The sequence below is a fragment of the Coleofasciculus sp. G1-WW12-02 genome, from assembly GCF_040219735.1.
Lineage (GTDB): Bacteria > Cyanobacteriota > Cyanobacteriia > Cyanobacteriales > Coleofasciculaceae > Coleofasciculus.
The window spans coordinates 1-13,629 of record NZ_JAVJRX010000043.1 but is presented as its reverse complement, the minus strand read 5'-3'; the positions used below and the strand labels follow the sequence as shown (position 1 = coordinate 13,629).

General features: G+C 46.7%; 13 protein-coding genes. 8 read left to right on the top strand and 5 right to left on the bottom strand.

Going from position 1 to position 13,629, the window contains the following annotated elements:
• The first annotated feature begins 578 nt into the window (after window positions 1-578).
• The 4 genes from RID09_RS07395 to RID09_RS07380 all read left to right on the top strand — a co-directional run bounded on the left by RID09_RS07395 (window position 579) and on the right by RID09_RS07380 (window position 5,714).
• Complete coding sequence (locus tag RID09_RS07395) at window positions 579-2,687, top strand: AAA family ATPase (protein WP_446335302.1); 2,109 nt, start codon at window positions 579-581, stop codon at window positions 2,685-2,687.
• A 341-nt stretch (window positions 2,688-3,028) separates the two neighbouring features.
• Window positions 3,029-3,499, top strand: coding sequence for a polymorphic toxin type 33 domain-containing protein (locus RID09_RS07390; RefSeq protein WP_446335301.1), 471 nt, complete (start codon window positions 3,029-3,031; stop codon window positions 3,497-3,499).
• 32 nt (window positions 3,500-3,531) lie between these two features.
• On the top strand, window positions 3,532-3,978 hold the full coding sequence (locus RID09_RS07385; protein ID WP_446335300.1) for a DUF4279 domain-containing protein: 447 nt from the start codon (window positions 3,532-3,534) through the stop codon (window positions 3,976-3,978).
• Between the two features lie 110 nt (window positions 3,979-4,088).
• On the top strand, window positions 4,089-5,714 hold the full coding sequence (locus tag RID09_RS07380) for an eCIS core domain-containing protein (RefSeq protein WP_446335299.1): 1,626 nt from the start codon (window positions 4,089-4,091) through the stop codon (window positions 5,712-5,714).
• Window positions 5,715-6,136: 422 nt separating this feature from the next.
• On the opposite strand, the gene RID09_RS07375 is transcribed toward RID09_RS07380, so the two are convergent.
• The 4 genes from RID09_RS07375 to RID09_RS07360 all read right to left on the bottom strand — a co-directional run bounded on the left by RID09_RS07375 (window position 6,137) and on the right by RID09_RS07360 (window position 7,839).
• Window positions 6,137-6,541: an HNH endonuclease gene (locus RID09_RS07375; protein ID WP_446335298.1), complete on the bottom strand. Its 405-nt coding sequence runs from the start codon at window positions 6,539-6,541 to the stop codon at window positions 6,137-6,139.
• Window positions 6,538-6,885, bottom strand: coding sequence for a hypothetical protein (locus RID09_RS07370; protein WP_446335297.1), 348 nt, complete (start codon window positions 6,883-6,885; stop codon window positions 6,538-6,540). Before RID09_RS07370 ends, RID09_RS07375 begins: the two co-directional genes overlap by 4 nt.
• A gap of 211 nt (window positions 6,886-7,096) precedes the next feature.
• A complete protein-coding gene (locus RID09_RS07365; RefSeq protein WP_446335296.1) occupies window positions 7,097-7,435 on the bottom strand; it encodes an element excision factor XisI family protein in 339 nt (112 codons plus the stop codon).
• Entirely contained in the window at window positions 7,423-7,839 is a 417-nt protein-coding gene (locus tag RID09_RS07360) for a XisH family protein (protein ID WP_446335295.1), read from the bottom strand. The genes RID09_RS07365 and RID09_RS07360 overlap by 13 nt, the downstream gene beginning before the upstream one ends.
• Window positions 7,840-8,325: 486 nt before the next feature.
• Here RID09_RS07360 and RID09_RS07355 point away from each other — a divergent pair, with 486 nt between their 5' ends.
• The 4 genes from RID09_RS07355 (at window position 8,326) to psb35 (ending at window position 12,564) form a co-directional block, all read left to right on the top strand.
• Complete coding sequence (locus tag RID09_RS07355; protein ID WP_446335294.1) at window positions 8,326-8,622, top strand: papain fold toxin domain-containing protein; 297 nt, start codon at window positions 8,326-8,328, stop codon at window positions 8,620-8,622.
• Between the two features lie 124 nt (window positions 8,623-8,746).
• Entirely contained in the window at window positions 8,747-9,103 is a 357-nt protein-coding gene (locus RID09_RS07350) for a hypothetical protein (RefSeq protein WP_446335293.1), read from the top strand.
• 696 nt (window positions 9,104-9,799) lie between these two features.
• Window positions 9,800-12,196, top strand: a complete 2,397-nt coding sequence (locus RID09_RS07345) for a transglycosylase domain-containing protein (RefSeq protein WP_446335304.1) — start codon at window positions 9,800-9,802, stop codon at window positions 12,194-12,196.
• 155 nt (window positions 12,197-12,351) lie between these two features.
• Window positions 12,352-12,564, top strand: a complete 213-nt coding sequence (psb35, locus tag RID09_RS07340) for a photosystem II assembly protein Psb35 (RefSeq protein ID WP_446335292.1) — start codon at window positions 12,352-12,354, stop codon at window positions 12,562-12,564.
• Window positions 12,565-12,684: 120 nt separating this feature from the next.
• Here psb35 and RID09_RS07335 read toward each other — a convergent pair whose 3' ends face one another.
• Window positions 12,685-13,245, bottom strand: a complete 561-nt coding sequence (locus RID09_RS07335) for a cyclic nucleotide-binding domain-containing protein (RefSeq protein WP_446335303.1) — start codon at window positions 13,243-13,245, stop codon at window positions 12,685-12,687.
• Between the last annotated feature and the right edge of the window lie 384 nt (window positions 13,246-13,629).

Genomic DNA, 13,629 nt, shown 5'->3' with positions numbered 1-13,629 from the left:
ACCTACAAACTCTGTTTTCTCATGTTATTATTATACCTATAATTAGCAATAAAAGCAACTAAAGTTGCTAGGCTAAACGCCTCGCTCGGTTTCATCCCTCGGATAAATCGCGAGGGCTTTCACCATTGCTTATCCTGTAAGAATTTGACCGATTAGTATTATGTCTGTGCCATTTCCTTATTCTTTGTAATCTGTGTTTTTGTCAAGACCTTGTAATAATTTTTATCCTAACTTTAACAAAATACTTATGTCCGAGGGGAGGTTGGGCGTGACATAAAAATCGGAACTTATACAATGTTTTACCAAGATTTAAAGAGTCTAGCGGCGTTAAGATAAATTTTGCTTACACCACAACCACAATAAATACTATACCCCAAAATCGCACAAGCCTCTCACAATCGCCAGAACCCTTTAAAATTCGTTAATTATTTCGTCAACGGCGTAAAAAACGAGCGATTATGAGGTTTTGTTAATAATTTCCACTGATTTAAATATTCAAACCTTTTTTGGGGAAAGAATAGTTCCAATTATCAAAACGGGATAAATTTAGCCGAAAAAATAAGAGGAACGCTAAGAAAATGTCAGTAGCGAAGGATACAGAATGGGCAAAATGGTATGTGGGAAATAGTCGTTATCTTAGGAGTGCGATCGCACAGGTACGACAGGCGCTGATTTGTCGGATAGAGCAGCGTCAGGGGAAGGAGACGGAGATGATCGCGATCGCGCCGCCAGAGGAGGAGGAAAATGCACCACCCTCGGCGTTGACACAACTATGTCAGATCTTCCGGTTATCGGGGTTTGAGCGGGATGTATTGCTCCTCTGTGCCGGGATGGAATTGGATGAGCAGTGGGGGGCGTTGTGTGCTGAAGCCCAGGGGGAAGCGCACCGGAATTATCCCACCTTTGGTTTAGCCTGGGCGCTTTCGGCTGAGCCGAATTTAGCCGCCTTGCGTCCGGATGCGCCTTTGCGCTGGTGGCGGTTGATTGAAGTGGGGGAGGGGACGAGTCGGCTTAAGTGTCCCTTGCGGATGGATGAGCGGATTTTCCATTATCTGTTGGGGGACGATTATATTGATTCGCGATTGCGGGAAATGGTGCAGCCGTTATCGGTGGAGGCACAGGATTATGCCGTTTTACCGCCATCCCATGAGCAGATTGTGGCGCAAATTGGGGCAACTTGGGTCGAGTCATCTAAGACATTGTTGCCTGTGGTATGGTTATCGGGGGTGGATGGATTGAGTAAAAGCGCGATCGCGGCTGCGGTTTGTCGTCAGTTGAATTTGAACCTCCATCGCTTATCGGTAGCGGCGCTAACGTTTCAGGGGGGAAGTCTGAATTTAGTTAAGCAGTTGTGTGAACGGGAATGGCGATTGAGTCATGCGGTGCTGTTCCTGGATGGGGATGAGATGGATGAGGGGATGAATTCTGGGTTATCCGAATTTATCGATACGATTAATCTGCCCATAATAGTTAGTAGTCGAGAACGTGGGCGACAACGAGTGCGATCGCTAATTACCTGGGAGGTGCAGCCACCCACACCGGAGGAACAGAAGGTGATTTGGCAAGGGGCTTTAGGGGAGAAAGCCGTGCATCTGGAGGCGGAGATTGAAGCCTTGGTGTCTCAGTTTCAACTGAGTGTCAGGGATATTTATACAGTTTGTATCCAAGCACAAAAGAGTCTGGAGGACGAAATTGCCAACAAAGAAGCCGCCATTGCCACCCCTGAATCTGAACCTGAACCCGTAGAAGAAACTAAACCCACCCGCAAACGCCGAGTCACAAGGCATACCGACACCGAAACCCCACCGCCGAAACCTGTCACCTTAGATGTAGCAAAAAGTCCCCTGTGGGAAATTTGCCGCACCCAAGCCCGTCCCCAGTTGCAGGACTTGGCAGTGCGGATAGAGACAACAGCGGAATGGGAGGATTTAATTTTACCGGAGAAAGAGAAGGGGATGCTGCGGGAAATGGTGGTACAGGTGCAGCAACGGGGAAGGGTCTATGAAACCTGGGGATTTGCCCATAAGAATCAGCGGGGATTGGGAATAAATGCCCTATTTGCTGGGATGTCGGGGACTGGGAAAACCCTGGCGGCGGAGGTATTGGGGAATACCTTACGCTTGGATGTCTATCGCATCGATTTGAGTGCGGTGGTGAGTAAGTATATTGGCGAGACGGAGAAGAATCTGCGGCGCATCTTTGATGGCGCGGAAGGAAGTGGGGCGATTTTGCTCTTTGATGAGGCGGATGCGCTGTTTGGCAAACGTTCTGAAGTGAAGGATTCCCATGACCGTCATGCCAATATTGAGGTGAGTTATTTGTTGCAACGGATGGAGACGTATCGGGGATTGGCGATATTGACGACCAATATTCAGACGGCGTTGGATCAGGCGTTTATTCGCCGGATTCGGTTTATTATTAAGTTTCCCTATCCCGGTGCCCAAGAACGAGAGGAAATCTGGCGGCGGGTGTTTCCCCAACAGACACCGACAGAGGGGTTGGATTTTAAGAAGTTGGGACAGTTGAATATGGCAGGGGGGAATATTAAGACGATTGCCATGAATGCGGCGTTTTTAGCGGCGGGTGCTGGGGAAGCGGTGCAGATGAAGCATATTAAGCAGGCGGCGATTCAGGAATGTTTGAAGGTGGAACGTCCGATAGGTCAAGGGGAAATGCAAGGCTGGTGATCGTAGGGGCGCACCGACGTGCACCCTTTGGCTGATTCGCTTATTTAGACATTTGGGTACGGCAATGCCGTGCCCCTACAGGTGGCGCCTGTGTCACAAAATCTCGGTATTCAAGGTGTATCCAGGTTTCGCGATCGCTCTTTGGTATTCTTGGTATATTTGGGTTATGCGATCGCAGGTTGGTTATAAGGATTCAGGATTTACACACAAACACCAGATATCGTAGGGGTACGGCAATGCCGTGCCCAAAGAGGTGATGCCCGTGGTACAAAATGGCATACGCCCGATATCGTAGGGGTACGGCATTGCCGTACCCAAAGAGGTAGCGCCCGTGGTACAAAATGGCAAACGCTAGATGGACGTACCCCGGTATTCAAGGTGTATCCAGGTTATGCGATCGCCCGTTCGTTATTTGGAATACCAGGGTTATCTGGGTACACGTCAGTGCGTCGGCAAAGGGTATTGATAATACGCTTGAGAAAGCCAAAGCAATCCTTCAGCAAGCTGGGGAGGTGACACAGAACCAGATTGAGGCTTTAGAAGATTTTATTCGAGGCGTTTTTAGAGCCCAAACCCAAGACATTGATCCAAATGATCCTGAACGCGATGGTTCGCGTGATAGAAAACTGTCGAATGGAGAGATTCAAGAACTTAAGGATGCTGGAGAAGATATTCATGAACTGAAACGAGATTGTGAGGGTGGGGCGGCTAAATGTGATTTATACAAGGATAGAGATGGAAATATCTATGTGAAACCGAAAGGGGGACGAGGGCCCGGAGATTTTACAGGACTTAATATTAATGATTTTTGAGCTAAAATCCAATCCATAAGGGGATGGAGATAATGGCAAAGACGAATGAAGTATATGCCTATTTCCAATTGTCAGGGGTTGAACTTGATCCTGACCAAATTACGACTCAGGTAGGCATCAAACCCACCAAGACGTGGAAAACAGGTGATGTGGTGGTTTATCCGAATGGCAGGACAACTACCCGAACCCGCAAGTTTAGTGTGTGGGAAGTGAGATCTCAACTGAATCCAGCCGCCGAACTTGACCCGACACAAGCGTTAGATTTACACTTGGAGTCAGTTTTTAGCCAACTCGAAACGGGCTGGGAGTCGTTAGTCCAAGTCTGTTTGCATTACGAGGCGTTAGTCTGTGGTGTCATTTACGCCTATACCGATATCCCCGCGATTCATTTCAATAAAGAGCAAATTAAAAAAATTAGTGATTTAAATGCGGGGATTGATATTGATCTTTATTCGTTTATGGAAAAATTAGCGGATTAGAGTCAGGGGTTTAGGGTCAATGGTTATGCCCTATACCTCCAGATTCCCCCGCCTCTCCTAGCCCGGAGTTGTCGTTAAAGTTCATTCAATCCCATTCACCCCAATATCCCATGGAAACTCATCAACCCCTCCACCAAGCCAAAAAATCGGATATCCTACCCGTTGTGGCGCCAATCAAATCTCGTCCCTTTGTCGCCCAACCCAAAATTGAGTCAACTCGCAGTAATGAGGAACAATTGGCACAGATGCGGGCGCAACGAGAAGCATCGGAACGCTTGGGTTCCACCTTATTAACCCCGGAATCGGTTCCCCGCACATTGCCACCCCTGCAACCAAAACTCACGATTGGACAACCGAATGATCCGTATGAACAGGAAGCCGATAGGGTAGCGCGTCAGGTGGTGGATCAGATTAATGCGCCGCCGAAGATTCAAGCTAAGGAAATCCATCAGCCGATGTCGGTGGGGCAGAGGAAACCCTCTCCATTGGATCATCTCCCGGCGCAGAGGGTGCAGCGTTATGCTACAGGGGGAGAAATGGATGCGTCGCCGGATTTGGAATCCTCGATTCAACGGGCAAGGGGAGGCGGACAACCCTTAGATAATGGGATACGGGAACGGATGGAGGGGGCGTTTGGGGCAGATTTTAGTGGGGTGCGGGTGCATACGGATGGGACGTCGGATCAGTTAAATCAGTCGATTCAGGCGAAGGCGTTTACCACGGGGCAAGATGTGTTCTTTCGCAAAGGGGCATACAATCCGGGGAGTCGGGGGGGACAGGAGTTGTTGGCGCATGAGTTGACTCATGTTGTGCAGCAGAGGGATGTGGAACATGGGGGGCGAGCACAGGATGTACGAGCGAAAGGCAAGATTATGCGGGTGAAGGAGGACGAATTTAACCAGGATCCGGTTAAATTTAATCAATCAAATATAGTTTCGGTGGACTACGAGGACGGATTGAACCGAAGGTACGGAAACATACAAAATTGGGAGATTGTTAAGGAAAAAATAGAGCTATTTGCTCTTATGGAAAATCAGCCAGAAAACTGGTTTACGCTCGAGCCAGCCCCGGTCTACGAGAATGCAGACGCGGATAAAGGCGATCCGAAGGGCGGTGCATATATCGTCACACCCGCCCTAGAGAAGTACGTACAAATAGCGATTGATAATGATAAATTCACGAAGGATGAATTGGATGAATTGTTGAATCCCAACACAGAAAACGGTAAGACGATTTACAATATAAACAAATTGGGTATGAATCAGAAGTACATAAAAGCCGGTTATTTTCCATACAAATTCGGCAAACCAAATATGTCTGAAACGCGAAAAACGATCGGAAATGTAAGCATCTCATTAAATAAAATACCCAAAGAAGGATTAATAGTGTTCACCGGAGGTATGAATGGATGTGCGGTCATGGCTAGTAATGAAAAGAGTGAAGACGATAAGAAACAAACGTTATGGCACTTCCAGAACTGTAATAGCTGGCCGAATGAATATAATCAAATGGCACAGCAATGCACAGTGATTCATCACCCTGACTCCTATTGGAAAGAGAAAGAGGTGGAAGGGGCAATGAGTGACTCTATAAAGCTTGGAGAGGCGCCTGCTCCCATCGCGTCCAATATGGTGCGAATTTATCCGAACGGACGACAAGAAGCGTTTGGTCAGGTATATGTGCGAATCGGCAAAACGGCAAAAGAAAGGAAGTTTAAATCATTATACAAGTATTAAAAAAGAAGTGCGATCGCGTTAGGGTTAGGTTGAGTCGTGGAGCCAAGGAAACCGGTTCTTCCGGACTTAGTATGCTAAACTATCAGCTTTGAGGACTCATAAAGCTTAACATACAAGGACTGTAGCGCCTAAGTCCATCAAAAGGACTTGAAATATGGGAAGAAATGGCTAAAGCTCTTGCTGTCCAATATTCGGATTAATAAAACTAACAATTTAGCATACTAAGTACGGAAGACCCTCAATCCGTGTAATCTGTGTTTTTGAAGTGATGAGGAAAGAGTCTATATGCTGGCACATTTTCCCATGATGAAAGAATACCTAAAAAAATAGCCAAAGTCAAGCCTCTATCGTATAAATGGGTAAAAATAGAAGTGCGATCGCCCCATCAATTGGTTCGCCGAACACTTTCAATCAGCGTTATATTAGCTGCGATCGCGTAATCGCTTTCGTTCGGATAACCGCTCATCACCATTCAATTGCAGTAATTTCACCGTTGTCCGTCCTTCGGGTGTTAATCCATCAATACCCGCCTCCTCACTCACAAAATGTTCAGACCATTTCTGTTTGCGGGGATTAAATAGAAAACTAAATTCTCCAGTGTCCGGGTCATAAGAGCCAAGGTCAGTTCCTTTATGACGATTACAACGCCAACAGGTCAATGCGAGATTATCCGCATCGGTTTTACCCCCATGTTTTTCAGGAATTACATGGTCAATTTCGTGGGGAAAGAAGGACACCGAATTAGGAACCAAGCAATACTTGCATCTGTAATTAGCTCGTTCTTCCACCAGGCGACGTAGTGCAGCCGGAATATAGGTACGACTCATGCAGTCCCCGTCAAATGACCTAGACTACCAGCTTTGAGCATCACGATTAGATGTTCGATGCGTTCATACTCATCAAGTTCTTGTTGTTCTGGGAGCGTAATTTCTCCGGCTTGGCTGCGTGCTAACAAAGTTTGCAGTCTTATTTGCATTTCCGGAGTCGGACGGAACGCGAGAATTTCTTCTGGCGTGGGTTGGCTTGCCAGGAAGTTAAGAATATAGTGATAAATACGAGCTGGAAGTGGTGGCTGCTGGAGACTAAGTGCTAGGAGTTCTGGCAACCGATCACCAACCTGTGCCAGTTGTTCTCTTAACTCGTCAGGTACTTCAAGGGTAATTTTTGCCACGTTGTTATCCAAGAAGTTTGATTGACAATCGAATACATCTTACCATTATAAATGTATACCATAAAAATTGTGCGATCGCATTAGGTTTAGAATAAAGTGCGATCGCCTGTCGGTCGAATTGATGATAAACAGAGCGCGATCGCACCTGCTTTCCTTACAAGTAAACCCTTAGACGATACCAACGGTTAAGCTACGCGATACCCTTGGTAAGCTACGCTAACGCAAATTCAGTATATTGTCTAACATGAGGTGGATGAAACGCTAAAACAATCTCCTCTCGTGTAATTCCTTTGTGCAATAACTCTGTCGCCACTCCATCCTCTGTCCAATCTTCCTCAATCCAAATTTTGTTATCTTTTAAACGGATATGAATCATCACACTTTTAATCCGCTCATCGTTGTGCCATCCCATCAACAGCAAAAGGTACTGATCGTTTACCTGATCAAAGGCTAAAGCACTTTCAGTTGTCGAACCCGATTTTTCATTGAGTTGATGATATTCTGCTAAAACATCTTGGATGATTTGCCGATAATGCTTTAATCTATCCATTCCACAATCACCTCACTTTCTGGATCAACGATTAACAATTTCACTTGATTCCGATTGATAATCATCTGAGGTAACTGGCGTTGGAAATAACGTTTATAGGTTCCTTGTGTAATCGCCAAATACAGTTCAAAATCTAATCCTGTCTCTATCAAAATATCTCGATAAACAATATACTGACCCACAGCTCGTTCTAAGTCATTAATAAATGAGCGACCTAAGAAACTTTTAACTTCGACAAGAATCTTTTGACCCTGTTTGGCTGCTGCGATTGGTTTTTCCGCTGCAATATCCACGTATAAGCGATCACCACCATACTCTAAAGAATAATCTTCCGTTAAAATCTCCCAGCCATCTTTAACCAATGCAAATCTCACAGCATTATGATAAATATCCTTAGCAGGCATCTATAGTGTTGAAGTATATACCCCTTTAATTTTAACCAAATATCGGAGGCGATCGCAATAACACTGATTTCACGGATTTATAGAAACGGTAGCGTTGGGGAGTGAAAGGTTAGTCCCACTGATTTCACAGAGGCGTTAGTTCTCAATTGCCAGAAGATGTAAGAATTGTCGGGATATTATTAAGTCCTCTGTGTCAATCTGTGTCCTTCAATATTGAGTCTTCTTAGGAATGTCATTCAATCGGTGTAATCTGTGTTTTTGAAGTGATAAGGAAAGAGTCTATAGGCTGGCACATTTTCCCATGATGAAATAATACCGAAAAAATTAGCCAAAGTCAAGCCTCTATTGTATAAAAGGGTAAAAATAGAAGTGCGATCGCGCTAGGGTTGGGTTAACGAGAAAGAGTGGGATCACCCAAGGAACGAAAAAGTTTAAGCCCAAATCGCTTAAACTACTGCAGTAGTCATCAATTTTACTGACACAGACTTGCCTAAAGAAGAACTTCGTCAACAAATTACCAAAATTGCCAATCGCTTCCAGATATTTCAATGCCAACAGTGCGCTGAGGCAATCAAGCAATTTCTCATCGAACAAAGAATTCCTGGCAAACAAATTAAATTATATACAGGGAGTGCAGAAGATCCCTACGGGAATATCTATCATGAAATCCTCCAACAGACTATTGCCACCAATGGTCAACATCAAGGAATTGCCGTGAAAATAGGGGAAGAAGAACTCATCTATGATAATATTCATCACCAGGGAATTTTCCGAAAAGCTTAGCAGAATAACCTCTACTGTCCCATCAAAGACTTTGGCGGCGATTTCCAAATTACAGAGACTGACTTTTAAATCTTAAGGGGAATTAAGTTAAAATAAAGTGACAATCAAAACCAAGAGGTTGAAGATGAGTGACTTATATGACCTAATCCAGGAAATTCAAAAACGACCTTCAATGTACCTAGGAAAGCCCCATATTAGCAACCTGCGCTCCTGTTTAGCTGGCTATAACCTAGCCCGCCGCGAATTAGGAATCCCCCAAACCAAACACGAGCAAGAATTTGTGGAATTTAAAAATTGGATTAAGAAAAAATTTAACATTAGCACAGGACAATCCTGGGATAATATAATCCTCTTTTATTCTGAAGATGAAAGAACCGCGCTCAATAAATTTTTTGAGTTATTTCAAGAATTTACCCAAGAATCAGAGGAAAATGGCAAACATAAATCCACCGAAGAGCAAGTGGAATCGCCAATCTTGTAGTCGCGTAGCACCCCGAAGCCAAATAGGTGAGCATTACATATTACAGAAGGAAAGAAACCGTAGGGGCGCACCGACGTGCATCCGTGTCAACTTAAGCCACAACCCTTACCAATTATTGTTTCGAGCCGTTCGACACAAACTGAGGCGTGTTGCTTGCTCCCTAAGCTATTACAGGAGAAAGACCAATCCGCAAGAGCATTCTCTTGCTCCCCCTGCTTCCCCTGCTTCCCCTGCTCCCCCTGCTTCCCCAGTGGGATTTTTCCAAGAGTTAAGATACAATTTGAGCGCTGGAGTGACTTAAATTGTAAAAAATGATAATCATTGGCAGACAAAATCGATTGAACCCCCGGGACACCTCAAAGCCAACGGAACCGATGCTAGGATGGCGCTAGTGGCCCAAGTCTCCAGCATCGGAATTTTACTGAGCATGAAGCTTGGCTTCATCCATCCGGCAAATTTTGATCCCAAGCCCTAAAATAAGCAAGAAGTAATGGCGGCTTGTGGTTTAATTGAGGAGTTCAAGTGTCAAATTCTATCCCAAAGCACGAAGATCCATCAAGTCAGTTGAATTCGGAGGCGGTAACGGAACAACCAACCGAGTCTGCCTCAGATGATCAGATTCAACCCGACTCCCAGACTAAACCTTTATCACGGTTGGGTCTGTTGACACAATGCCGACGGGGCGCAACGGTGACAATGAATGGGATCAAGGGAATTTCTAGTACCCTAGTTAAGTCATTCACAGGATCCGATCCCGTCTATCGTCAGCGCAAATTCTGGGTGGGGATAGGAATGGTGGGGATCAGCGGCGGTGCGATCGCCTTCGGTTTAAGCTGGCAAGCCCTAGAAGAAAGTTTACCGGAGTCCACCGATGATGTGCTGACCTATATCCGGGATGAAACAATTACCATAAAAGCAGCCGATGGTACGATCCTCCAGCAAATAGGACCTGCTACCCACGACAATCTGAAAATATGGGAAATCCCAGAAACGCTCAAGCAAGCTTTTATTTCGATTGAAGACCAACGCTTTGAAAACCATAGCGGACTGGATTACCAAGGGATTATCCGGGCGGCGTTCTCGAATCTGTTAGCCAGAGATGTGGTAGAAGGTGGGAGTACAATTACCCAGCAGTTGGCGCGGATTGTCTATTTCGATCAGGAACGCACCCTAGGGCGCAAGGTCAAAGAAATGCGGATGGCGCAAAAAATTGAGCGGGATTTGGAGAAAGATCAAATCTTGGAGCGCTATTTAAATCTGGTGTATTTGGGTTCTGGGGCTTATGGCGTCGCGGATGCGGCTTGGGTGTACTTTAGTAAACCCGTCACAGAATTGACCTTAGCGGAAATGGCAACCCTAGCAGCCTTACCACCCGCACCGAGCGAGTATTCCCCCTTTATTAACAAAAAAATAGCCCAAGAGCGTCGGAATGTAGTGCTACGCCGGATGCAGAAAAATGGATATATTACTGAGGGGGAAGCAGACGCCGCGATCGCGACTCCCCTGAGGACAACGCGCAGCAATCCCAAGCGGTTAGACCGACAGGCGTCTTATTTTACTGAATATATTCAACAGGAACTACCCAAATATGTTCCCTCAGATGTCTTGGGTAAAAAGGGATTGATTGTGGAAACAACCCTTAATCCTCAGTGGCAAATGGCAGCAGAAGCAGCAGTGGAAGAGACAATAGAAACCTATGGCAAATACCAACGGTTTGAACAAGCGGCATTAGTGGCAATTGATCCGCGTAACGGTCAAATTAAAGCCATGGTAGGAGGCAAGGATTTCTTTGATCAACAATTTAACCGCGTGACCCAGGCACAACGTCAACCGGGTTCGACATTTAAAACATTTGTTTACACAACCGCGATCGCGGCGGGTTTTTCTCCCTATCAAAGTTATGAAGATGCCCCCTTTGTTGTTGATGGCTATGAACCGAAGAACTATAGCGAAACGTTTCGCGGTTGGATGTCGATTCGGGATGCTCTCACCCATTCGGTTAACATTGTGGCGGTTAAAACCTTAATTAAGGTGGGTTGGGACCCGGTGGTGGAAATTGCCGAAAAAATGGGTATTGAATCGACCCTCAACAAAACCTATTCCCTGGCATTGGGCGCCTCAGAAGTGAATTTAATGGAGTTGACCAGTGCTTATGGTACCTTAGCAACTCTTGGCGTACAGGTCCAACCCCATGGAATTCGCCGCATCCTGGATCGACAGGGTAAGGTGATTTATCGAGAACAGATTCAAAGAGAGCAAGCCATTGACGAAGACACCGCCGCGATCATGACGTGGATGCTCCGCAATGTGGTCACCTCCGGGACAGGTGGGAACGCTCAACTGCGCGATCGCGCCGTAGCGGGCAAAACAGGCACTTCAGACGAAGCCCGTGATCTTTGGTTCATCGGGTACATTCCCCAACTGGTTACCGGTGTCTGGCTCGGCAATGATGACAATAAACCCACTTGGGGAGCCAGTAGCACAGCCGCGATTACCTGGCGTGAGTTTATGGAAGAAGCCGTCGAAAATATGAGGGAGGAAGACTTTCCAGATCGACCCGACAAATTAGATGGTCGAGAAGGGACTATTGAAGCTAAGCCGATCAAGCCGAAAAAAACCTATACCAAGAAATCCAATACCACAAACCAGACTAGCTCCAGAAGCAGGCGGACAACCCGCAGCGCTTCTACTTACAACAGCCGATCAACCTCTCGTTCTACCAGCCGTAGTTATTCCCCAAGACGTTCAACCAATACCAATAGTGGAAGCAGTCGCAGCAGCACCAGGAGCCAACCTGCACCCGCCCGTTCCTCCCGTCCCCAAGCCCCGGTTCGCAGCACAGCGCCCAGCAACCCACCACCCAGACGCTCCGCACCCGCACCCAGACCCGCTCAGCCAGCCCCAGCCCCAGCCCCAGCCACAGCCCCAGCTCAACCAGCGGCGGTTTCGGCTCCCCCGGTCGAGCGCAATACTGTCCCAGCGCCTGTAGCACCGCCCCCAGCGCCTCCCGCCTCGCGCAAAGCTGCACCTGAACCAGCTCCAGCGGCGCCTCCACCTGCGCCAGTCGCTGCTCCTCCCGCGTCTGAGGAATAAAGTTTTGACCCAACGCCTTGCTCAATGGCATGATTTTGAATACTCCCTCCCCCCTGATTCCCCGGCTCCCCTGGGAGTGTAATTCGGTCTCAGGGGTGATAGATACGTCTGTCAAGTTTTGATAGGATAACCGAAATAGGATAAGGAGTGAATCTATGAATTTATTAATGGAAGCAGCAGCGGCTCAAGGGTCTCAATTTCCTTTCTCGTTTACATTGGTCTATGTTGTCGGCTTTATTGCTGCTGTAGTGCTTGGCTCTATCGCCTGGTATAACTCTAAGCGTCCAGTCGGTTGGGAAAATAAGGAACGTCCTGACATTGTACCCAAGGTTGATAAAGAGGCTGCGAGTCCACCGAAAAAAGGCTAAACTCTAGATTGGGAGGAATTCCTAGATAATCAAATCTTTTATAGGACGGAGGGATTGAACGCAAAGATGTATCGGATAATACACAAGTTCGAGAATCTCTCCCCCGCTCCCCTACACCCATCACTCTGGAAGCACCGCATGCTCATTATTTCGCAAACGCCTCAGTAACCAATCAAATCGGGCTTGGGCAAGAGGTACATTATCAACGACTTCTTGGGATAGTTCTTCCGTCTCACTATCGTCTTTGAGCCAATCAGTTGTAGCATAACCCAGATATCGAACCGTACCCCGCAGTCGAGTAGACAGAAAAATGGCGATCGCGCGATAGAAGCGTGAGGCAAATCCTTGGTCTTTTTGGAGTTTTTCCAACAGATGATGGCGAGGAATCGATAATATGAGAGAGGTTTCCACAGTTTGAACGGTAGCAGAGGGAGGACGAGTATCCGCGAAGGACATTTCCCCCACAACCGCACCACTGGTTAATCGAGCGATTGTCTTGCCTTGCAACGCTGAAACGGATACCGACAACGTTCCCTCCAGCAGAATCAGGAGAGTATTGATGGGTTTGCCTTCCTCAATCAGGACGGTTCCGGCGGCAACTTCCTCTCGGTTTCCCACCGCGATCATCCAATCCATGTCATCATCATTAAGTTCACCCAGTAAAAAAAATACTTTTTTCATTTTCGTCATTTTTCATTTTCGTCATTTTTCATTTGTCCGGCGATGGGTGAAAACCTGCCAGATTGGTTAAAATTATAGCTTTTGCCAAAAGCGCGATCGCTCCCCCTGGGGTTGTCTGCCAGAATTTCCTGTTGAGGGAAACGTTAGCCCCCATAGACCCGTCTTGCCCGATCATAGACCGATTTAGGGGAAACATGACATTATACCGAAACTCAAGCGCCGTCATTTTCTACAATTAACGCCGTTCAATAACCCTGCCCTACTTCGTGAGGACAGGGATTGCCGGACAAACGGCGATTTAAACCGTTGAATACCGCACCATCGTCTCGGTTTGGCACAGACTTCCGAATACTTCCCTAGTTCGGATTATCTCTAAGGCTTTTT

Coding starts and splice junctions, on each gene's coding strand:
- RID09_RS07395 (WP_446335302.1), top strand. CDS start 579: ATGTCAGTAGCGAAGGATACAGAATGGGCAAAATGGTATGTGGGAAAT.
- RID09_RS07390 (WP_446335301.1), top strand. CDS start 3,029: ATGGCAAACGCTAGATGGACGTACCCCGGTATTCAAGGTGTATCCAGG.
- RID09_RS07385 (WP_446335300.1), top strand. CDS start 3,532: ATGGCAAAGACGAATGAAGTATATGCCTATTTCCAATTGTCAGGGGTT.
- RID09_RS07380 (WP_446335299.1), top strand. CDS start 4,089: ATGGAAACTCATCAACCCCTCCACCAAGCCAAAAAATCGGATATCCTA.
- RID09_RS07375 (WP_446335298.1), bottom strand. CDS start 6,541: ATGAGTCGTACCTATATTCCGGCTGCACTACGTCGCCTGGTGGAAGAA.
- RID09_RS07365 (WP_446335296.1), bottom strand. CDS start 7,435: ATGGATAGATTAAAGCATTATCGGCAAATCATCCAAGATGTTTTAGCA.
- RID09_RS07360 (WP_446335295.1), bottom strand. CDS start 7,839: ATGCCTGCTAAGGATATTTATCATAATGCTGTGAGATTTGCATTGGTT.
- RID09_RS07350 (WP_446335293.1), top strand. CDS start 8,747: ATGAGTGACTTATATGACCTAATCCAGGAAATTCAAAAACGACCTTCA.
- RID09_RS07345 (WP_446335304.1), top strand. CDS start 9,800: ATGAATGGGATCAAGGGAATTTCTAGTACCCTAGTTAAGTCATTCACA.
- psb35 (WP_446335292.1), top strand. CDS start 12,352: ATGAATTTATTAATGGAAGCAGCAGCGGCTCAAGGGTCTCAATTTCCT.
- RID09_RS07335 (WP_446335303.1), bottom strand. CDS start 13,245: ATGAAAAAAGTATTTTTTTTACTGGGTGAACTTAATGATGATGACATG.